At 68.5% G+C, this 20,347-nt stretch carries 18 protein-coding genes and 2 pseudogenes; 6 read left to right on the plus strand and 14 right to left on the minus strand.

Annotated elements, in window-relative coordinates:
- Nucleotides 1-63: 63 nt before the first annotated feature.
- Entirely contained in the window at nucleotides 64-963 is a 900-nt protein-coding gene (locus tag ACXI0U_RS00160) for a LysR family transcriptional regulator (RefSeq protein WP_316924575.1), read from the plus strand.
- Nucleotides 964-1,150: 187 nt separating this feature from the next.
- Here ACXI0U_RS00160 and ACXI0U_RS00165 read toward each other — a convergent pair.
- Nucleotides 1,151-3,165: pseudogene (locus ACXI0U_RS00165) on the minus strand (oxidoreductase).
- A gap of 307 nt (nucleotides 3,166-3,472) precedes the next feature.
- Here ACXI0U_RS00165 and ACXI0U_RS00170 point away from each other — a divergent pair.
- Nucleotides 3,473-4,015 carry a hypothetical protein gene (locus tag ACXI0U_RS00170; RefSeq protein ID WP_271659122.1) on the plus strand — a complete coding sequence of 181 codons (543 nt, stop codon included), beginning with the start codon at nucleotides 3,473-3,475 and terminating at the stop codon, nucleotides 4,013-4,015.
- 39 nt (nucleotides 4,016-4,054) lie between these two features.
- On the opposite strand, the gene ACXI0U_RS00175 is transcribed toward ACXI0U_RS00170, so the two are convergent.
- The 11 genes from ACXI0U_RS00175 to ACXI0U_RS00225 all read right to left on the minus strand — a co-directional run bounded on the left by ACXI0U_RS00175 (nucleotide 4,055) and on the right by ACXI0U_RS00225 (nucleotide 10,344).
- A complete protein-coding gene (locus tag ACXI0U_RS00175) occupies nucleotides 4,055-4,393 on the minus strand; it encodes a type II toxin-antitoxin system RelE/ParE family toxin (protein WP_479549562.1) in 339 nt (112 codons plus the stop codon).
- Nucleotides 4,390-4,626 (minus strand): type II toxin-antitoxin system ParD family antitoxin, encoded by a 237-nt coding sequence (locus ACXI0U_RS00180; protein WP_021219710.1) that lies wholly within the window; start codon nucleotides 4,624-4,626, stop codon nucleotides 4,390-4,392. The genes ACXI0U_RS00175 and ACXI0U_RS00180 overlap by 4 nt, the downstream gene beginning before the upstream one ends.
- A gap of 76 nt (nucleotides 4,627-4,702) precedes the next feature.
- Nucleotides 4,703-5,017 (minus strand): hypothetical protein, encoded by a 315-nt coding sequence (locus ACXI0U_RS00185; RefSeq protein WP_374979762.1) that lies wholly within the window; start codon nucleotides 5,015-5,017, stop codon nucleotides 4,703-4,705.
- A gap of 120 nt (nucleotides 5,018-5,137) precedes the next feature.
- Nucleotides 5,138-5,737 (minus strand): hypothetical protein, encoded by a 600-nt coding sequence (locus ACXI0U_RS00190; protein ID WP_479549563.1) that lies wholly within the window; start codon nucleotides 5,735-5,737, stop codon nucleotides 5,138-5,140.
- Between the two features lie 28 nt (nucleotides 5,738-5,765).
- On the minus strand, nucleotides 5,766-6,386 hold the full coding sequence (locus tag ACXI0U_RS00195) for a GrpB family protein (RefSeq protein WP_479549564.1): 621 nt from the start codon (nucleotides 6,384-6,386) through the stop codon (nucleotides 5,766-5,768).
- 20 nt (nucleotides 6,387-6,406) lie between these two features.
- Nucleotides 6,407-6,910: a GNAT family N-acetyltransferase gene (locus ACXI0U_RS00200; RefSeq protein ID WP_316924569.1), complete on the minus strand. Its 504-nt coding sequence runs from the start codon at nucleotides 6,908-6,910 to the stop codon at nucleotides 6,407-6,409.
- Between the two features lie 10 nt (nucleotides 6,911-6,920).
- Nucleotides 6,921-7,481: a DUF4136 domain-containing protein gene (locus ACXI0U_RS00205; protein ID WP_043244607.1), complete on the minus strand. Its 561-nt coding sequence runs from the start codon at nucleotides 7,479-7,481 to the stop codon at nucleotides 6,921-6,923.
- 222 nt (nucleotides 7,482-7,703) lie between these two features.
- Nucleotides 7,704-8,324 carry a DUF4136 domain-containing protein gene (locus ACXI0U_RS00210; protein WP_316924568.1) on the minus strand — a complete coding sequence of 207 codons (621 nt, stop codon included), beginning with the start codon at nucleotides 8,322-8,324 and terminating at the stop codon, nucleotides 7,704-7,706.
- A gap of 35 nt (nucleotides 8,325-8,359) precedes the next feature.
- Nucleotides 8,360-9,124, minus strand: a complete 765-nt coding sequence (locus ACXI0U_RS00215) for a methyltransferase domain-containing protein (protein WP_316924567.1) — start codon at nucleotides 9,122-9,124, stop codon at nucleotides 8,360-8,362.
- Nucleotides 9,121-9,426 (minus strand): nucleotide pyrophosphohydrolase, encoded by a 306-nt coding sequence (locus ACXI0U_RS00220; RefSeq protein WP_021219718.1) that lies wholly within the window; start codon nucleotides 9,424-9,426, stop codon nucleotides 9,121-9,123. The genes ACXI0U_RS00215 and ACXI0U_RS00220 overlap by 4 nt, the downstream gene beginning before the upstream one ends.
- Nucleotides 9,427-9,486: 60 nt before the next feature.
- Entirely contained in the window at nucleotides 9,487-10,344 is an 858-nt protein-coding gene (locus tag ACXI0U_RS00225; RefSeq protein ID WP_431483337.1) for a MaoC family dehydratase, read from the minus strand.
- Between the two features lie 184 nt (nucleotides 10,345-10,528).
- Between ACXI0U_RS00225 and ACXI0U_RS00230 the strand changes: the two genes are divergently transcribed.
- Entirely contained in the window at nucleotides 10,529-11,530 is a 1,002-nt protein-coding gene (locus tag ACXI0U_RS00230; RefSeq protein ID WP_031287774.1) for an AraC family transcriptional regulator, read from the plus strand.
- Nucleotides 11,531-11,810: 280 nt separating this feature from the next.
- Here the strand turns inward: ACXI0U_RS00230 and ACXI0U_RS00235 are convergent, their stop codons facing one another.
- Nucleotides 11,811-13,166, minus strand: coding sequence for a 3-oxoacyl-ACP reductase (locus tag ACXI0U_RS00235; protein ID WP_043244614.1), 1,356 nt, complete (start codon nucleotides 13,164-13,166; stop codon nucleotides 11,811-11,813).
- A 180-nt stretch (nucleotides 13,167-13,346) separates the two neighbouring features.
- Between ACXI0U_RS00235 and ACXI0U_RS00240 the strand changes: the two are divergent.
- Nucleotides 13,347-14,626 (plus strand): annotated as a pseudogene (locus tag ACXI0U_RS00240) (acetyl-CoA C-acetyltransferase).
- 113 nt (nucleotides 14,627-14,739) lie between these two features.
- Here ACXI0U_RS00240 and ACXI0U_RS00245 read toward each other — a convergent pair.
- The gene (locus tag ACXI0U_RS00245) at nucleotides 14,740-15,753 is read right to left on the minus strand and encodes a bile acid:sodium symporter family protein (protein ID WP_479549565.1); all 1,014 of its coding nucleotides are present in this window, start codon (nucleotides 15,751-15,753) and stop codon (nucleotides 14,740-14,742) included.
- A gap of 82 nt (nucleotides 15,754-15,835) precedes the next feature.
- On the opposite strand from ACXI0U_RS00245, the gene ACXI0U_RS00250 reads away from it, so the two are divergent.
- Together ACXI0U_RS00250 and ACXI0U_RS00255 are read left to right on the plus strand one after the other, a co-directional pair.
- The gene (locus tag ACXI0U_RS00250; RefSeq protein ID WP_021219724.1) at nucleotides 15,836-16,624 is read left to right on the plus strand and encodes an AraC family transcriptional regulator; all 789 of its coding nucleotides are present in this window, start codon (nucleotides 15,836-15,838) and stop codon (nucleotides 16,622-16,624) included.
- Nucleotides 16,625-16,818: 194 nt separating this feature from the next.
- On the plus strand, nucleotides 16,819-20,340 hold the full coding sequence (locus ACXI0U_RS00255) for a response regulator (RefSeq protein WP_479549566.1): 3,522 nt from the start codon (nucleotides 16,819-16,821) through the stop codon (nucleotides 20,338-20,340).
- Nucleotides 20,341-20,347: the final 7 nt, after the last annotated feature.

A 20,347-nucleotide genomic window follows, 5' to 3' on the forward strand; every position in this document is an offset into this window, starting at 1 on the left:
TGCTCGTTGTGCAGCTAAAAACGCCATAATCCGCGCATCTTTGTTGCACATTACGAGCGTGTCATGGACCGGATAACCGCCATGCGGGTCTTCGTCGAGGTGGTGGAGCGGGGCAGCCAGACCGCCGCCGCCGACGCCCTGGAAATGTCCCGGGCGATGGTTTCGCGCCATCTCGCCGCGCTGGAGGACTGGGCCGGTGCGCGCCTGCTGCACCGCAGCACCCGGCGCCTGAGCCTGACCGGCACCGGCGAGCGCATGCTGCCGCAATGCCGCGAGGTCTGTGCCCTGGCCGAGGCCATGCAGGGGCTGGGGCGGGACAGCCGCGAGGCCCCCCGTGGGCGCCTGCGCATCACCTGCAGCCAGTCCTTCGCCCAGGCCTGGCTGGTGCACGAGATCGGCCGCTTCCAGACGACCTATCCCGGCGTCAGCGTCGACCTGCTGGTGAGCAGCCAGGCGGTGAACCTGATCGAGGAGCGCATCGACCTGGCGCTGCGCATCACCAACCAGCTGGACCCCAACCTGGTGGCACGCAAGCTCGCCACCTGCCGCTCGGTGGTCTGCGCCACCCCGGCCTACCTGGCCCGCCACGGCATGCCGCGCACCCCCGAGGACCTGGTCCGGCACAACTGCCTGACCTACTCCTTCTTCGGCCGCAGCCTCTGGGCCTTCTTCCGCGACGGCGAACCTTGCGCGGTGTCGGTGGACGGCAGCCTCAGTGCCAACGAATCCATGGTGCTGCTGGAAGCCACCCTCGCCGACCAGGGCATCAGCCTGCAGCCGCGTTACTCGGTGGCCGCGCAGTTGCGCTCCGGCGCCCTGGTGCACCTGCTGCCCGGCTACGAGCCCCAGGAGCTGGGCATCTACGCCCTCTACGGCACCCGCCGGCAGATGCCCACCGCCCTGCGCCTGCTGCTCGACCACCTGGCCGAACGCCTGCAGGACAACCCCGACTGGGACCTGTGAGCCTGCGCGTCCCGGGCTGAAGCCCGGGCTACATGGCCGTTGGCAGCGGGCTCTTGTGGGAGACGGATTCATCCGCGAATAAAACCGCCGGGTTGACCCGACCTACGGTCCGGGTGCGTGCGGTGGCGGCTTTCGTAGGATGGCGTAGAGCGCAGCGAAACCCATCGAGCGGAGTGGCAGGCTGCCCCTAGAGCCGCGCCGCCAGCTCCGCGCCTTCCCTGATCGCCCGCTTGGCATCCAGCTCGCCGGCACGGCGGGCGCCGCCGATCAGGTGCAGGCGCAGGTGGTCGGAGCCCTGCACCGGTTGCAGCTCGCACAGGGGTTCCTGGCCGGCGCAGATGACCACGTTGTCCACCGGCAGCACCTGTTCCTTGCCGTCCACTTCGATGTGCAGGCCGTCGTTGTCGATGCGCTGGTAGCTGACCCCGCCCATCATCCGCACGCCGTTGCGCGCCAGGTGGGCACGGTGCACCCACCACTGGTCTTGCCCAGGCCGCTGCCCAGGGCGCCGGGCTTGCGCTGCAGCAGCCAGATTTCCCGTTGCGGCCGTGCCGGTTCGGCGGGTACCAGGCCTCCGGGGGTGGTGGCGGCCAGGTCGATGCCCCAGTCCGCCAGCCATTGTTCCGCGCCCGGCGCCTGGTCGTGGAGCAGGAAGGCGGCGAGGTCGAAGCCGATGCCGCCCGCACCGATCAGCGCCACCCGGGGGCCCACCGGGGCGCCCTGCAGCACCTGCAGGTAGCTGAGCACCTTGGCGTGGTGGATGCCGTCGATGGCCGGCAGGCGCGGGCGCACACCGGTGGCGACTATCACGTCGTCGTAGTGGCCGCTGAGTTCGCCGGGGGCGATGCGCCGGCCCAGCACCAGCTCCACCCCCAGGCGCTGCAGGCGCACACGGAAGTAGCGCAGGGTCTCGTCGAACTCTTCCTTGCCGGGGATGCGCCGGGCCAGGTTGAACTGCCCGCCTATGCAGTCGGCGGCCTCGAACAGGGTGACCCGGTGCCCGCGCTCGGCGGCTACGCAGGCGGCGGAGAGCCCGGCCGGGCCGGCACCGACCACGGCGATGCGCTTGTGCTGGCGGGCGCGGGAGTAGCGCAGCTCGGTCTCGTGCACGGCGCGCGGGTTGACTAGGCAACTGGCGCGGCGGTTGGCGAAGGCATGGTCGAGGCAGGCCTGGTTGCAGGCGATGCAGGTGTTGATCTCGTCGCCCTTGCCGGCGGCGGCCTTGGTCACGAACTGCGGGTCGGCCAGCAGCGGGCGGGCCATGGACACCAGGTCCGCCTGGCCGCTTGCGACGATGGCCTCGGCCAGCTCCGGGGTGTTGATGCGGTTGCTGGCGATCAGCGGGATGCGCAGCTCCTTGCGCAGCCGCGCGGTGACTTCGACGAAGGCGCCACGGGGCACCGAGGTGACGATGGTCGGCACCCGCGACTCGTGCCAGCCGATGCCGGTGTTGAGCAGGGTGAGGCCGGCGTCCTGCAGGGCGAGGGCGATCTCGCGCACCTCCTCCCAGGTGTTGCCGCCTTCCACCAGGTCCAGCAGCGACAGGCGGTAGCAGAGGATGAAGCGCTCGCCGGCCATGCGGCGGATGCGCCGGACGATCTCCAGCGCCAGGCGCATGCGGTTCTCCAGGCTGCCGCCCCAGCGGTCGCGGCGCTGGTTGGTGCGCGGGCAGAGGAACTGGTTGAGCAGGTAGCCCTCGCTGCCCATCACCTCGACGCCGTCATAGGCCGCCGCCTTGGCCAGGCGCGCGCAGCGCACGAAGGCGCGGATGGTCTTCTCGATGCCGCGCTCGCTCAGCTCCCTCGGGGCGAACCAGCTGATGGGGGATTTGACCGGCGAGGCGGAGACCACCAGCGGGTGATAGCCGTAGCGCCCGGCATGGAGGATCTGCAGCAGGATGCGCCCACCTTCCGCGTGCACCGCCTGGGTCAGGCGCCGGTGCGCGGGCACTTCCATGCCGCCGGTGAGGCTGCTGCCCAGGGGCAGCAACCAGCCCTCGCGGTTGGGTGCGAAACCGCCGGTGATGATCAGCCCCACGCCGCCCCGGGCGCGCTCGCGGTAGTAGGCGGCGAGCTTGCCGAAGTCCCACAGGCGGTCTTCCAGCCCGGTGTGCATCGAGCCCATCACCACGCGGTTGCGCAGCTGGACGAAGCCGAGATCGAGGGGGGACAGCAGATGCGGGTAGGGCGATGGGCTGTGCATGGGGGGCCGTCGAGGAGGGGGCGGACCCTCACCATAGAAAGATGCGCAGGCGCGGTGAACGGCCCGGCTGACGGCATCGCCGGGCATTTCGGTCAAGGCGGGTCACGCCCGTCGGCTAAGCGCAGCGGCGGGCGACACCACGCGCTGTGCGGCCTATCTTTTCCTGCAGGCCCTGTCGGGCCGTTGGCACTGGCAGAACTTTGCACCGCCGTATCGTCGTGAGCCCGGACCGGGGCGCCTTGAGTGGACGTTGCAGGGCAATCTTGCGAGTGGGTTTTCAACCCCCAGCAAAAGGATGTGACACGCGATGACTCCCTATCTCTATGCCGGCGCCCGGGGCAACCTGATCCGCCAGCAGAAGAACGGCTGGCAGCAGGGCCTGACCGGCGCCGCCCGCTACTTCGTACACGGCACCGCGCTGACCCCTTCCGAGGTCCACCGGGGCGGAATCTCCCCGGACCACTCCACCGAATACCTGGTCGATGAAAACGACGCGGCCATCGCCGGCGGGCGGATGATCTTCACCTTCCCGGTCTGCGCCGGCGCCGGCCTGCCGGCCAATGCCTCCAAGTCCCCGGCGGTCGGCCAGCTGTGGGGCTTCAACGGTCATTGCTACGTATTCCTGGTACCGATCGGCACCACCTATTGGAGCCACGGCGGCACCCTCGGCAACGCCCAGGAAGTGGCCTTCCCCTATGAATTCGCCAGCGGCGACATCTACCAGTACTGGGCGCCGAGCAACAACTTCGTCAACCATGGCGGCGGTGGCGGGAGCCCCAGGACCAACTTCCAGAAGGTGCCCTGGAATGCCTACCTGGCATCGCGGGTCGCGGCGCTGGCCGCGATCTAGCCGGGTGGCATGGCGCCCTAGTCCGTGCTTCGGCGTTGGTCAGTCGATGTCAGATGGCGTGCTGTCCTGCATCCACTGCGGGATATCCCGCGCTTCGTGCAGCACTCGCCACACATCGATGCTGTCTTCGCGCTCGATGTAGAAGATCAGATAGGGGAAGCGCTTCAGCGCCCAGGTGCGTAGTCCGGGCAGGTCGAGCTCGTGTGCGTGGCGTGACGAGCCGTATTCGGGGTGACGAGCGATGTGCCTGTAGGCGCGTTCGAGTGTGTCGATGAAGCCAAGTGCCGCCTGCTCGGCGTCTTCACCCAGGTAGTAGCGAATGATGTCGTCGACGTCCTGACTGGCTCGCGCCCGTGGAACGACCGTCCTGGCCTTCATGCCTGGCCGTTGCGCACCCGGTTGCGCAGCGCCTCGAAGTAATGCTCGTCAGCCGGGGCTTCAGGTGCGGAAGTGGCGCCTTCCAGTAGCAGACCACGCAGGCGCTGGCGGTCCTGGTCCTTGCGGATCAGCTCGCGCACATATTCGCTGCTGGTGCCGTAGCCGCGTTGGCTGACCTGCTCATCGACGAAGTTCTTGAGCGCCTCGGGCAGGGAGATATTCATGGTGCTCATTCGAGCGCTCCTTGTTGGCAAATTTTGCCAATGAAGCTTAGCAGCGGGGCTTCCCGATGTATCTGCTAGCCAGGCATCAGTTGCCGATGATCCGGACGAAGTTGCCCAGCCCGAACATTAGGATGACGGTTATCCACAGGCCTTTGCAGAAGGGCGGCATGCGGCTGGGGCGCAGTTGCAGCAGCTGCCCCCTGGCGATCATCGGGTCGAAGGCGAGGGCGCTGAACAGGGCGATGCAGCCCAGCAGCTCGCAGAGGCTCTGCAGCATCGCCGCTACCTCGGTGAGGGCGAGGATGAAGGGCAGGGTGATCTGCACATAGGCCAGTACGAAACCGAGAAGGCAGATGACCGAGGCCCGCTGCCTGAGGCTGAGGGTGTTCCATTCCAGCATTGCGAAGAGCCTGCATGCGCGGTTTCCGGGGCGCCGGATCATACGTGAAGCAGGGCGGGGGGGTGGCCGGGCGTGGTTCACCTTTGCGGAGCGTCCCGGGCTGAAGCCCGGGCTACGGCGCTATGGCCGGGTCTCGCAGGGCTCCAGGTAGGTGTTCACGACCTCCACGTTGGATTTGCCGATGTCGGGAACGGTTGTCCACGCAGGGCCCAAACTTTTGAAGTCGCCCGGGCTCGTCAGCTCGACGCTGGTGCCTGCATGGGGACCGCTGGTTATCAGTGCGCGAACGATGGAGACGTGGCCGGTTTCACCCTTGGGATAGTCGTAGAGGCCTGAAATCTTCATCTGGGTGCCCGGGTCTATCGGAGCGATCAGCGTCCGCTGTTTTTCGAACAGCGGCTTTTCCAGAAGCCGCTGATCCCATTTCTCCCTATCGCTCACGTAGTCGGCCCAGGACTTGGGAAACGCAAAGGGGGCTATGAAGCCGCTGGAGTAGATACGGGGTGGAGGATTGAACGCCTGGATGCCGGGGCAGAATTCACGCCCTCCAAGCCCGCCTGCCTTCAGGTCGGCGCAACGGGCCTCGAACAGAAACGAAGGCAGCTTCACCGCGTAACAGGTGCTGGTGAGCACAGGTTGTTCAGCGGTGCGGTCGTAGACCCCATAGGCGGGGCAGCCTGACAGCGGGAGCGCTGCCAGCACTATCCAGTACGGTTTCATGTTCTTCACGTCCTTTGTGTTGTGGTACTCAGCCCTTCACCGGGCCGCCTTCATCGCCACCCTGTATCCCGCCCGCTTCATGCATGGCCGCCGTGGCGCGGCCGAGGATGGCGCCGACCACCTCGTCCTTGCCGGCGGTGTAGGCGTCGCGGTCGGTGGGGTAGCGCTCGGCGAGCTGGCGTTTGACCCGGGCGTATTCGGCGGCGTCCTCGGGGTGGGCGCGCAGGTGGTCGCGGAACAGCAGGTGACGCACGGCGTTGGCCTGGGTCATCACGTGCACATGGTGGGTGCGGCCTGTGCCCTTGGGTGGCATGCCCTTGACGAAGAACATGCGGTCGGTGGCCGGGTTGTCGCGCCAGAACTGGTAGCCGAGGGCTTCCAGCGGGGCGACCAGGCGTTGCCAGTCGTACTCGGGCGGGGGCAGCAGGAGGATGTCGATCACCGGCTTGGCGGCCAGGCCGGGCACCGAGGTGCTGCCGTAGTGCTCCAGGCGCAGGCCGCGGATGCCCAGGGCGTCGCTGATGGCGGCGGCCTCCTCGTGGTAGCGCTGGGGCCACTCGGGGTTGGGGTCGACCACCTCGATGCGGTCGCTGTCGGCGTTGCTCCAGCGGGTGCCGTCGAAGGTGGGTTCATCGGTTTGCGGGGTCATCCCTGTTCCTTGTCGGGCGGTCAGTCGCCTGGGGTGAGTGCACGGTCCATCAGCACCAGGGCCACGCGCTGGCCGTCCGGGGCCTGGCGTTCGGCGATGCCGTTGAGCTGGTAGCCGAGGCGGGTGTAGAGCAGCAGCCCGGCGGCGTTGGCGTTGAAGCAGGAGATGCGCAGGCGGGTGGCGTGGTAGTGCTCGCGGGCGAGGTTTTCCATGACGCCCACCAGGTACTGGGCGACGCCATGGCCACGGGCCCAGGGGGCGACCATCAGGTTGCCCAGGGCGCAGAAGTCGTTGTGCTGCCACTGGTAGAAGTTGGCGAAGCCGGCGACGCGGCCGTCCAGCAGCACCACGGTGTTGTCGCGGCGCTCGGCCATCACCGCGGCGAGCTGGCCGACGGTGAGCGGCCAGATGCCCTTGGGGTAGCAGAAGAACAGTTCGTCGCGGTCCTGGGGGAAGCCGACGACCTTGTCGAGGTCGGCGGCCTGGGCGGGACGGTGGCTGAGTACGGTGTCGAATGCGCTCATCGATGCTCGGTCAGTGCGGTGGGTATTGGGCGAGGACCTTGGCGACGGTCTCGCGGATGGCGGCCTCGCGCTCGGCCGGGGTCGGCGGGTCGGTGCGCATGATCTGCCCGGCGCTGCCGCGCCAGACGAGCTTGCCGTCCTTGCCGTCGTAGAGGTCGATCTGGATGGTGGCGACCTTGTAGTCGTAGGTGCGGGTCTCGGTCATGGCCGGGCCGCCCCAGTAGTTGCCCCAGTAACCGCCCCAGTAGCCGCCGTAGCCGGTGGTGACCTGCTGCTGGCGATCGTCGACGATCAGCCAGCTCTGCACCTTGAGGTCGCTGGCGGCGCCGTTGGCGGCAGGGCGCAGGCCGCGCTGGTCGAGCTGCTGGCCCACGGCCTCGCGGATGCGTTGTTCGGTGAGGTCGCTCTTGATGCGCGGGTCGTCGGGGCTGTACTGCAGTGCCGGCTCTTTCCAGCTCCAGCTGCGGTAGGCGGCGAAGTCGCGGTTGCGGTCGAAGTCGCGGTTGATCTCGTAGCTCTGGCAGGCGGCCAGGAGCAGGAGGGTGGAAGCGATGAACAGACGGCGGAACATGGTCATATCTCCTCTGCCGGAATCACTATCCAAGCGCAAGCCAGAGCGGCCGGCAAGAAGATTTCGTGCAAGCCCGCGACTGCTTCCATGTGGATCGTGACGGCGTGTTGCGGTTCCGTTCGTCGAGCGCCCGGAAAGGAACATGGTGCAGGGAGGGAGTGGTAGATCGCTCCGCCCACCCCCGGGTGAGGCGGGAGGGGCGGAGGCGCCGGGCGTTAAGGGTCAGCGGGGCGGGTAGTTGTCCAGGGCTTCCCTGATGGCTTCGCGCAGTGCGGTGGTGCGGTCGCTGCGGCTGCCGCTGGCGTCGCTCTCGGCGCTGCCGCTCCACACCGGCTGGTTGTCGCGGGCGTCGTAGAACTCCAGGTAGACCACCGCCACTTCCTGCTCGTAGGTGCGCACCAGGGGCACCGTGGCCCAGGCGCCGTACTGGTCGCGGTAGGGGCCATTGCCGTAGTAGGCGCCGCTGGAGTCGTTGTACTGGCGCAGGCGCTTCTCGAACCGCAGGCTGGCGGCGACCTTGAGGTCGGCGCTGGCCGGCTCGCGGGATTGGCGCAGGCCGTGCTGGTCCAGCCCGGAGTTGACGATGTCGACCATCTGCTCCGGCGTCGCCCAGCTGTTGCCGGCGGGCAGGCGGCCGTTGAGCCAGGTCCAGTTGCGGTAGCGGCCGAAGTCGCGCGGGGCCGCCGGGTAGGCGGAGCGGTCGAAGGTGGTGGCCGCCTCCGGCGGGGCCGGCGGCATCGGCTTGGATTCGGCCTTGTAGGGGTTCTGGCTCTGGCAGGCGGCGAGGGCCAGCAGGCCGAGGGCGGCAAGGGCGTTACGGGCAGCAGGGGCAGTGCGTTTCATGGGGCCTCCGTCGAGGCGAGCCCGTGGGGGCTCTCTTATTGGGGTCTGCAGATCCAGTGCAGGTACCGTCCCAGCCCCATGAAGCTCGGGTGGCGACGGTGGGCCAGCTCCATTTCCAGGAGGTCGACCAGCTCGGCCTTGGCCTGGAATTCACTCGGCATGTAGTCATGGAAAACCCGCACGCCGCTCTGGGTTTCGACCTTCCACAACCCCTCGAGTTGCCCGGCCAGTTCCCGTGGGTCCAGCGGTTGCTGCGGGGTCAGGCTCTGGCCTTCGCCGGCGAAGCGGTTGCGTCGCAGCTTGCGGAAATGGCCCTTGAGCAGGTTGCGGTAGATCAGTGCATCCCGATTGTAGAACGCCAGGGACAACCAGCCGCCCGGCGCCGTCAACTGGTGCAGCACCGGGAGGATGGCGTGGGGCTCGGCGAGCCACTCCAGCACGGCGTGGCAGAGCACCAGGTCGTAGGGCTCGGTGAACTGGCCGAGCAGGTCCTGCCAGGGCGCCTGGATGAAGGTGGCCTCGACGCCGGCTGCGGCGAAGCGCGCGCGGGCGCCTTCGAGCATGGGTTCGGCAGGTTCGGCGAGGGTGACCTGGTGGCCGCGCTGGGCCAGCCACAGGCTCATGTGGCCGAGCCCGGCGCCCACGTCGAGCACCCGCAGCGGGCGCTCGGGCAGGGCTTCGGCGAGGTCGGCCTGGAGCACCGCCAGGCGGATGGCGCCCTTGGCGCCGCCATAGATCTTCTCGGCGAAGCGCGTGGCGAGTTCGTCGAAGTGACGGTCGTCGGTGGTCGGGGCGCTCATTGGACGAAGCGCCTCTCGCTGTCGGCCAGCTTGGCGCGTACCGCCTGCTCCATGTCGATGCCCAGTTCGCTGCACATCAGCAGCAGGTAGAGGACGATGTCGCCCACTTCCTGGCCGGCGTGTTCGAGCGTGGCGGCGGGCAGCTGGCGGGACTGGTCCTCGCTGAGCCACTGGAAGATTTCCACCAGCTCGGCCATTTCGACGCTGGCGGCCATGGCCAGGTTCTTCGGGCTGTGGAATGGCCGCCAATCGTTGTGGTCACGGATGGCGTGCAGGCGTTGGGTCAGTTCTGCGAGGTTCATGCGGCTCTCCTGGAGCCGCATAGCTTGGTGCGCCGGCTGGCGCCGCGCAAGCCTCGGCCGTCAGCCCTGCAGCGGGCCCCAGCTGCCGGCCATGTGCGGCAGGTCATCCTTGCCGCGCAGGGCGAACTGGCCCTCGGCGGCGGGGGCGCTGGCCAGCAGGCGCACCTCGGCGGGCAGCAGCACCGGCTTCTGGAAACGCACCTCCACTTCGTAGCCGGCATCGGGCAGGCGCGAGGCGAGGGCGGCCAGGGTGCGCGCCTTGTTCCACAGGCCATGGGCGATGGCGCGGGGGAAGCCGAACAGCTTGGCGGTGGGCGCCGACAGGTGGATCGGGTTGTAGTCGCCGGCGACCTTGGCATAGCGCCGGCCGATGTCCGCCGGGGCGCGCCAGTGGTCGATCTCCTCCAGGGGCAGGGCTTCGCTTTCGGCGCGCTCGGGGGCGTTGCCGTCCAGGCGCATGCCACGGAAGAGGATGCGGCTGTCACCTTCCCAGAGCAGGCCGAGCTGGTCTTCCAGGCGGGTGATCAGGCTGAAGGTCACGCCCTTGTCGTGGGGGCGCAGGCCTTCCACCGCGACACTGACGCGGAAGGGGCCGAGGCCGCCGAGGGTGCGCAATACGCGGATACGATTTTCCAGGTGTACCAGGCCCAGCAGCGGGAAAGGGAAGCGCTTGTCGGTGAGCAGCTGCATCTGCAGCGGGAAGGCGAGGATGTGCGGGTAGGTGGGCGGCAGCTGGCCGTTGTCCTTGAAACCGCAGACCTGCCGGTAGCGCGCCAGGTGCCGGGCATCCACGTCCACCTGGCTGCGCAGGCCGAGGTCCGGCAGGGTGCGGCCGGTGGTGCCACGGCGCAAGGCGGCACGGGCGAACAGGCCGGGCAGGGCGGGTGGGGCAGGCAGGTCGAGCCAGTCGGTGGCCATGGGCAGTCTCCTCGTTGCGGAACGGTGCAGCTTAGCCGCCCGCAGGCGGGGTGCATTGGCCGTGGGGCAAGCGCTGCTGGCAGGCGAGTCAATCCGTCTGCAATCGCTATCCGCGCCTTGAGCGGGGGGCCTGAAGATGCATAAGATGGCCCCCGCCCCGCATAACAAGAATATTCAGAAAATGATGCGTGATCTGACCGACGACGTGGCGCTGATGCGCCCGGTGATCGACGCCCTGCGAGCCAGCGGTGCCGACCCTGACAAGGTGCTGGTGCGTGTCGGCCTGCCGCCGGGCGGGCTGCCCGCCGGCCGTTTCCCCCATACGGCGCAGACTCTGTTCTGGAAAGCCGCCGCCGAGGAATGCGCCGAGGAGCACGTCGGCCTGCACCTGGCCGGGCACCTGCCGGCCTTCCACGGGCTGCTGCTCGAATACCTCTTCCTCTCCAGCGAGACCTTCGGCGAAGGCCTGCGCCACGCCCTGCGCTACGTGCGCCTGCTGTCCGACACCCTCAACGCGCGCCTGGAAGTCGAAGGCGAGCGCGCCGTGCTGTCCCTGGGGCAGGACGCCAGCATCAACCGCCATTTCCCGGAGATGCTCGCCGGCGCGGTGATCCGCCTGTTCGACGCCCTGACCGAAGGCGACTTCAAGGCCTGCGAAGTGCAACTGATGCACACCGAAGGCGCGGCTGCCGAGCGTTACCAGACGGTGTACGGCTGCCCCGCACGCCTGGGCGCCGAGCGCTATGCCTTGGTGTTCGACGCCGCAGTGCTGGACAAGCCCTCGCGCCACGCCGCCCCGGAACTGCTGCGCATGCACGAATCCCTGGCCCGCCGTCAGCTGGCCGAAGTGGAGCGCCTGGACCTGGTGCGCAAGGTGCGTGAACTGATCGGCGAACTGCTGGTGGACGGCGGCGCGACCCTGGAACAGGTCGCCGCCCGCCTCAACATGCCCGCCCGCCGCCTGCGCGAACGCCTGGCCATGGCCGGCGTGCGCTTCAACGACCTGGTCACCGACTACCGCTGCCGCCTGGCCAAGGAACTGTTGCTGAAAACCGACGAACGCATCGAAGTGATAGTCGAGCGCACCGGCTTCTCGGAGCCGAGCACCTTCTATCGCGCGTTCAAACGCTGGGTGGGGGAGACGCCGGTGGAGTTCCGCAGGCGCGGGAAACCGGCGGGGAACTAGCTGGAAGCTAGAAGCCTGAAGCTGGAAGCAGGGCTCTGCGCGTAGGGTGGGCTTCAGCCCACCGATCACACCGCAACGTCAAAGCCGGGCACACAGGTCCCGGCTTTTTTCTTGTCGCTTGTCGCCAGCTGGAAGCTAGAAGCCTGAAGCCGGAAGCAGGGTTCTGCGCGTAGGGTGGGCTTCAGCCCACCGGTTACATCGCTGGTGGGCTGAAGCCCACCCTACAAGTGACAACCAGCTCCCAGCCCCCAAAGCTCTTTCTTCCAGCTTCCAGCTGCTTTTACGCTCCAAGCAGACTTTGCCCACAAACCCTCATCACCTGCCCAGTCAACGACCCCGAGCTGGGCTGGGCGAACCAGGCCACGGCTTCGGCGACGTCCTGGGGCAGGCCGCCCTGGCTCATGGAGTTCATGCGGCGGCCGGCTTCGCGGATGGTCAGGGGGATGGCGGCGGTCATCTGGGTTTCGATGAAGCCCGGGGCCACGGCGTTGATGGTGATGCCGCGCTTGCCCAGGGCCGGGGCCCAGGCCTGTGCCAGGCCGATGACGCCGGCCTTGCTCACCGCGTAGTTGGTCTGGCCCATGTTGCCGGCGATGCCGCTGATGGAGGCGATCAGCACCACGCGGCCGTTGTCGTGCAGCTTGCCGGCGTCGAGCAGGGCCTGGGTCAGCACCTGCGGGGCGTTGAGGTTGACGTTGATCACCGAGTCCCAGAAGGCATCGCTCATCTTCGCCAGGGTCTTGTCACGGGTGATGCCGGCGTTGTGCACCACGATGTCGAGGCCGTCCGGCAGCGCTTCTACCAATTGCGCGGCGGCGTCGGCGGCGCAGATGTCCAGGGCGATGCCACGCCCGCCCAGGCGTGCGGCCAGGGCGTCGAGGGAGTCCTTGGCCTGGGGCACGTCCAGCAGCACCACGTCGGCGCCGTCACGGGCCAGGGTTTCGGCGATGGCCGCACCGATGCCGCGGGAGGCGCCGGTGACCAGCGCCTTCAGGCCATTGAGCGGGCGGCTCCAGTCCTTGACCTGGGCGCTGCTGGCGGAGAGGCGCAGCACCTGGCCGGAAACATAGGCGCTCTTGGGCGAGAGGAAGAAGCGCAGGGCGCCTTCGAGCTGGTCCTCGGCACCCTTGCCGACGTACACCAACTGCACGTTGCCGCCCCGGCGGATTTCCTTGCCCAGGGAGCGGGTGAAGCCTTCCAGGGAGCGCTGCACGCTGGCGGCCACGGTGTCCTTCAGCGACTCCGGCGGGCGGCCCAGCACCACCACGCGCGGGCACTTGCCCAGGCCCTTGAAGGCCGGCTGGAAGAAGTTGCGCAGCTCGATCAGCTGCTCGAAGCGGGTCAGGCCGCTGGCGTCGAACACCAGTGCCTTGAGTTTCGGGCCGTGCTCGGCGGTCCAGCGGGTCAGGCCGAAGCGGCCTTCCTCGGTGGCGAAGGATTGGTCGGTGAGCTTGTTCAGCACGCCGCTGGCGGCTTCGGCCAGGGCCCCCTCACCGCCCAGCAGCAGGGCGCCATCCACCGGCCGGGTGCGGCCCGCCATCCAGCGCTCCAGGCGCATCGGCGCGGGCAGCCCGAGGGCGCCGACCAGGCGTCGGCCGGCGTTGGAGTTGGCGAAGGCGAGATAACGGTCGGACATGGGGGCAGGCTCCTGCACGCATAAATGAAGTGGGGCTCACTCTACGCAGACAACACAATCGCGCAATTGACCGTGTTGACCACTCTGTTGGCAAGGCGGCCAATGCGACGGCCAGGCGGGCGGCTAGTCTTGTCGCCAACGTTGCGCACCGCAATCCATTCCCCAGGCAAGGAGTCACCCATGACCCAGCTGCGCCGGGTCGCCATCGTCGGCGGCAATCGCATTCCGTTCGCCCGTTCCAACACGGTGTACGCCACCGCCACCAACCAGCAGATGCTCACCAGCGCGCTGGAAGGCCTGGTGGAGCGCTACAACCTGCACGGCGAGCGCATCGGCGAGTTCGTCGCCGGTGCCGTGCTCAAGCATTCCCGTGACTTCAACCTGGCCCGCGAATGCGTGCTGGGCTCGCGCCTGGCGCCGGAAACCAGCGCCTATGACATCCAGCAGGCCTGCGGCACCGGCCTGGAGGCGGCCATCCTTGTGGCCAACAAGATCGCCCTCGGGCAGATCGACAGCGGCATCGCCGGCGGCGTCGACACCACCTCCGACGCGCCCATCGGCGTGCACGAGGAGCTGCGCAAGATCCTCCTGGAAGCCAACCGCGGCAAGACCACCGGCGACAAGATCAAGAGCCTGCTCAAGGTGCGCCCGCGCCACCTGGCGCCGCACATCCCGCGTAACGGCGAGCCGCGTACCGGGCTGTCCATGGGCGAGTCCTGCGAGCTGATGGCGCAGGACCTGGTCCATCCCCCGTGACGAGCAGGACGCCCTGGCCGTGGCCAGCCACCAGAAGCTCGCCGCGGCCTATGCCGAAGGCTGGCAGAACGACCTGCTGACCCCCTTCCTCGGCCTGACCCGCGACCAGAACCTGCGCGCGGACATCGAATCCGGAGAAGCTCGCCACCCTCAAGCCGGTGTTCGACAAGGGCCCGCGCGGCACCCTGACCGCCGCCAACTCCACCCCGCTCACCGATGGCGCCTCCGTGGTGCTGCTGGCCAGCGAGGAGTGGGCCAAGGCGCGCGGGCTGCCGATCCTCGCCTACTTCAAGGACGGCGAAGCGGCGGCGGTGGATTTCGTTGGTGGCAAGGAAGGCCTGCTGATGGCGCCGGTCTATGCGGTGCCGCGTCTGCTGGCGCGCAACGGCCTGACCCTGCAGGACTTCGACTACTACGAAATCCACGAGGCCTTCGCTGCCCAGGTGCTTTGCACCCTCAAGGCCTGGGAAGACGCCGACTACTGCAAGACCCGCCTCGGCCTCGACCAGCCGCTGGGCTCCATCGATCGCAGCAAGATGAACGTCAAGGGCAGCTCCCTGGCCGCCGGCCACCCCTTCGCAGCCACCGGCGGGCGCATCGTCGCCAACCTGGCCAAGCTGCTTTCGGTGGCGGAAAAGGGGCGCGGGCTGATCTCGATCTGCGCCGCAGGCGGGCAAGGTGTGACCGCGATCATCGAAAAGTAATCCAATACCCGTGACCGCAATCCATCGCGGGTCACATGATGTATGCAACTCCGTGATTTAGGGCGGCCCACAGGTTGGGCCGCCCTTTTTCGCCTGTTTTTCGAGGGCGGGTGTCAGGCCGCGCTCGCCTGCGCCTGGCTCAGTTCGCGGCCACGGTTGGCGTAGCGCTCGGCCATTACCGAGCAGACGATCAGCTGCATCTGGTGGTAGAGCATGATCGGCAGCAGGATCAGGCCCAGCGCCGGGTTGGCGCCGAAGATGATCGCCGCCATGGGCGCGCCGGCCGCCAGTGATTTCTTGGTGGCGCAGAACACCGCGGCGATCTCGTCCTCGTGGTTGAAGCCCAGCGCCCGCGCCGAGCGGGTGGTGAGCCAGAGCATCAGCGCCAGCAGCAGGGCGCTGCCGATGAAGGCGATGACCAGAGTTTCCGGCCCTTGTTGCTGCCAGATGCCGCCGGCCACCGAATCGCTGAACGAGGCGAACACCAGCAGCGGGGTCACCAGCTTGTCGAACACCGCCGTGTAGCGCTTGTAGCGGGCGAAGAATTTGCCCCACAGCGGGCGCAGCGCCTGGCCCAGCACCAGCGGCAGGAGCAGCAGCAGGCTCAGGTCGATCAACGTCTTGCCCAGGTCGATGCCGCCATTGGCGTCGGCCACCAGGCTGATCAGCCAGGGCGTCAGGAACACCCCCAGCAGGCTCGACAGGCTGGCGTTGAGAATGGCTGCCGGCACGTTGCCGCCGGCGCTGCCGGTCAGCGCCACCGACGAGGAAATGGTCGAGGGCAGGGCGCAGAGGTAGAAGAAGCCCAGCATCAGGGCCGGCGGCAGTTGCTTGCCGAACAGCCTGTCCACCGCCAGCCACACCAGCGGGAACAGGGCGAAGGTGAAGACCTGCACCATGATGTGCAGGCGCCAGTTGCTCAGGCCCTTGCGGATCTGCTCGGTGGACAGGTTGATGCCGTGCAGGAAGAACACCAGGAACACCCCGGCGTTGATCAGGCTCTCGGCATGCAGCACGCCGCCGTGGCGGCCGATGTCCGGGAACAGCCAGGCCAGTGCCACGGCCACGAGCATGCCGCCGAGGAACCAGTCGGTGACCAGGCGCTTGAGGGGTTTGAGTGCCGACATGGGGCCTCCGTGCAGCGAACGGGATTGAGGCCGCAGGTTAACGGGCGCAGAATCCGACCGTCTAACGACAGCGGATCAGAAGATGTCGCCAAACGGACAGATCGACCTGCAACGCAGCATTCCCAGCCTCGACGTGCTGCCCCGGCCGCTCTATGCGCGGGTGGAAAGCCTGCGCGCCGGCTCCTGGACGGCGCGCCACAGCCACGACTGGGTGCAGCTCTCCTACGCCATCAGTGGCGTGCTCGGCGTGCACACTGCCGCGGGCAGCTTCTTCGCCCCGCCGCACTGGGCGATCTGGGTGCCGGCCGGGCTGGAGCACGAAGTGGTCACCTCGATGAATGCCGAGATGCGCAGCCTCTACGTGCGCGGCGACGCCTGCGCCTGGGCACCGGACCATTGCCGGGTGCTGGAGGTGACGCCGCTGGCCCGCGAGCTGATCAAGGGCTTCTGCGAGCTGCCGGTGGAATACCCAGAGGGCGACTGCGCCGAAGCGCGCCTGGTGGCGGTGCTGCTGGATCAGCTGCGCGCCTTGCCGGAGGCGGGCTTCTCCCTGCCCATGCCCGCCGAGCCGCGCCTGCTGCGCCTGTGCAACGAACTGGTGGCGCAGCCCGACCTGGCCCGCCCCCTGGGTGAATGGGCCAGCCTGCTGGCCACCTCGGAAAAGACCCTGATGCGCGCCTTCCAGCGCGAGACCGGCCTCAGCTTCCGCCAATGGCGCCAACGCCTGCGCCTGCTCGCCGCCCTGCAACCGCTGGAGCAGGGCCACAGCGTCACCCAGGTCGCCCTCGGCAGCGGCTACGACTCGCCCTCGGCCTTCATCGCCGCCTTCAAGGGGCTGTTCGGCGTCACACCGGGCGAGCTGTTCCGCTGAGGCTCGACGCCTCTCCCCTGTTCGGGGCTCTCCGGCTGGCTGGCGGCTTGTGGGTGGACCCCGCTTCACCGGTCCACCGAGCGGAGTAGCAGGCGCGCTCGGGCGCTCGGCGCCACTGAACTCGGCACCTTACCTTTCCAACCCCCTGCCGCTGGCTAAGCTGAACTGCGGTGGACGAGCACAAGGAAAGACCCATGTTGCGTGCCTCTGTATGGCTGCTGCTGATGCTGCTGGCATCCCTGGCCCTGGGCGGAAACGAGCGGCTCGAGTTCGACGCCGACGAGGCCGCCTGGCTGCAGGACCATCCGCGCATCCGCGTGGGGGTGCCGCGCCATGGCTGGCCGCCCTTCGACCTGATGGAGTCCGACGGCAGCTACCAGGGCATCAGCGCCGACTTCCTGCGCCTGGTGGGCGAGCGCCTCGGGCTGGGTATCGAACCGGTCTATTTCGATGACTGGCAGCAAGCCCAGGACGCCCTGCGTGAGCGCCGCGTGGATGTGCTGCCGTCCATGGCCAGGCTGCCCGCGCGGCAGAGCTGGGCAGCCTTCAGCGAGCCCTACCTGATCAGCACCAGCCTGCTTTTCACCCGCCGCGAAAGCGCCCTCCAAGGGGTGGCCGACCTGGCCGGCAAGCGCGTGGCGGTGGAACGCGGCTATGCGGTGCAGGCCATGCTCCGTGAGCGTGCGCCGGGGGTGCTGCTGGTGGAGACCGCCGACACCGAGGCGGCGCTGCGGGCGGTGTCGTCCGGGCGTGCCGACGGCTACGTGGGCAACATGATCGTCGCCAGCTACCTGATCCGGCAGTTCAACCTGAGCAACCTGGAGCTGCGCGGCGAATCCGGCCTGGGCAGCAGCGAGCTGCATTTCGGCGTGCGCCGCGACTGGCCGCAGCTGGCCGGCCTGATCGACCACGCCCTGGCCAGCATCGACCGCGAGGAGCGCGAGGCGATCATGGATCGCTGGCTGCCGCCGCTCACCGAATTCAACTGGCGCAAGGCCGCCGAGGTGGGCTGGCCGTTCGCCCTGGGGGTGATCGTCCTGGTGGGCTTCGTGCTGCTGTGGAACCGTCGCCTGGCGGTGCAGGTGGAGGAGCGCTGCCGTGCCGAAGCCGAGGCCGAACGCCAGCGCAGCACCCTGCTGGCGCTGGTCAATGCCATTCCCGACCCGATCTGGTTCAAGGATGCCGACGGCCGCTACCTGGGGGCCAACCAAGCCTTCGCCGATCTCATCGGCCAGAGCCGCGACGCCTTGCAGGGCCGCACCGATGCCGAGCTGCTGCCCACCGAGCGGGCGCGCATGCGCCTGATCCAGGACCAGGCGGCCCTGGCCCTGAGCCTGCCGTTCGAGAGCGAGGACTGGGTGGTGCAGCGCGATGGGCGCAAGGTGCTGTTCGACACCGTGCGCGCCACCTTCCACGACGACAAGGGCCAGTTGCTGGGCCTGGTGGGCGTCAGCCGCGACGTCACCGCGCGCAAGCACAGCGAGGAAGCCCTGGAGCAGGCCAAGGAACTGGCCGAGGAAGCCGCGCGGACGAAGGCCGACTTCCTCGCCAACATGAGCCATGAGATCCGCACGCCGATGAACGCCATCATCGGCATGACCCACCTCGCCCTGAAGACCGACCCCGAACCGCGCCAGCGCGAGTACCTGGGCAAGATCCAGCAGGCCAGCCAGCACCTGATGGGGGTGATCAACGACATCCTCGATTTCTCCCGTATCGAGGCCGGCAAGCTGAGCGTCGAACGCATCGACTTCGACCTGCAGCTGGTGCTGGAGAACCTCTCCGGGCTGATCAGCGAGAAGGCCGCCTGCAAGCGCCTGGAGCTGGTGTTCAACATCGACCCGCAACTGCCCCTGCAACTGGTGGGTGACCCGTTGCGCATCGGCCAGATCCTCATCAACTACGCCAACAACGCGGTGAAGTTCACCGAACAGGGCGAGGTGGAAGTGATCGTCCGTGGCGAGCACCGGCGTGGCGATGAGCTGGAGCTGTACCTGGCGGTGCGTGACACCGGCATCGGCCTGGATGCCGAGCAGCAGGGGCGGCTGTTCGAATCCTTCCAGCAGGCGGACAACTCCACCACCCGGCGCTATGGCGGCTCCGGGCTGGGCCTGGCCATCTGCCGGCGCCTGGCCGAGGCCATGGACGGCGCGGTGGGCGTCGACAGCCGGGTGGGCATCGGCAGCCTGTTCTGGTGCCGGCTGCCGGTGCAGGTCTCCGCCCGGCAGCCCAATGAGCTGTTGTTGCAGCCCGACCTGCTCGACCGCCGCGTGCTGGTGGTGGACGACAACGACGCCGCGCGCCAGGTGATCAACGACATGCTCGCCAGCCTGGCGCTGCGGGTGGAGGCGGTGCAATCCGGCGAGGAAGCGCTGCTGCGGGTGGCCGAGGCGGAGCGCGAGGACGACCCCTTCGAAATGGCCTTCATCGACTGGCAGATGCCCGGCCTGGATGGCGTCGAGACCGCCCGCCGCCTGCACCGGCTGGGCCTGCGCAAGCCACCGCGGATGCTGCTGGTCACCGCCCATGGCTTCGATGACCTGGGGGAGACCGACAAGGCCGGCATCGACGAAGTGCTGCACAAGCCGCTCAACCCCTCGGTGCTGCTGGAGGCGTCCCTGACCAGCCTGGGGCGCCGTGGGGGCAACCCGCCGCCGCCCAGCACCGCCGCGTTGCTGGACGCCATGCCGCGCTTCGACAACCAGCGTGTGCTGCTGGTGGAGGACCACGCGCTGAACCGCGAGGTGGCCACCGCCTTGCTGGAGGAAAGCGGCCTGCTCATCGACCAGGCGGAGAACGGTCTGGATGCCGTCGACCGCCTGCGCTGGCAGCCGCCGGGCTACTACGCGCTGGTGCTGATGGACATGCAGATGCCGGAGATGGACGGCCTGGAAGCCACCCGCGAACTGCGCCGCGAACCGCGCTTCCTGGAGTTGCCGATCATCGCCATGACCGCCAACGCCCTGCCCGGCGACCGCGAGCGTTGCATCGAGGCGGGTATGAACGACCACGTCAGCAAACCCATCGAGCCCCTGGAGCTGTGGGCCACCCTCAGCCGCTGGTTGCGGGGCTCACGGGGGCTGGGCGAGCCGCCCAAGGCGGTGGTGGCGAACCTGCCCGACTGGGTGTTGCCGGGGGTGGATATCGCCAGCGGCCTGCGCCGGGTGCTGGGCAAGCAGCAGGCCTACCTCGGCTTGCTCGGCAAGTTCGCCAGGGGCCAGCGGGCGTTCATCGCCAGCCTGCGCCAGGCACTGGGTGATGGCGATCGCGACAGCGCCGAACGCCTGGCCCACAGCCTGCGCGGGCTGGCGGGCAACCTCGGGGCGACGGCGCTGCAGGCCCAGGCCGAAGCCCTGGAGCGCAGCATTCATCAGGGTGCGCGCCTGGCCCAGCTGGAGCGCCAGATGCTGGAGCTGGAACCGCCGCTGCTGGCGCTGGTCCGAGCCATCGACGAGCTGCTGCGCGAGCAGCGACCGGAACCGGCCGCCGCCCCCTACGACCCGGCGCGCCTGGCGCCCCTGTGCAAGCGCCTGGCGCAGTTGTTCGAGGACGACGACCCGCGCGCCGGCAAGCTCTTCGAGGAACAGGCGGAATTGCTCCGCAGCGCCTTCAATGAAGGTTACGGGCCGCTGGAGTCGGCGGTGCGCAGCTACGATTTCGAGGCGGCGCTGGTGGCCCTGCGGGAGATGGCGGGGCAACGCGACATTTCACTTTGACGAGGTG

This window comes from Pseudomonas sp. C9D1 (genome assembly GCF_056491235.1).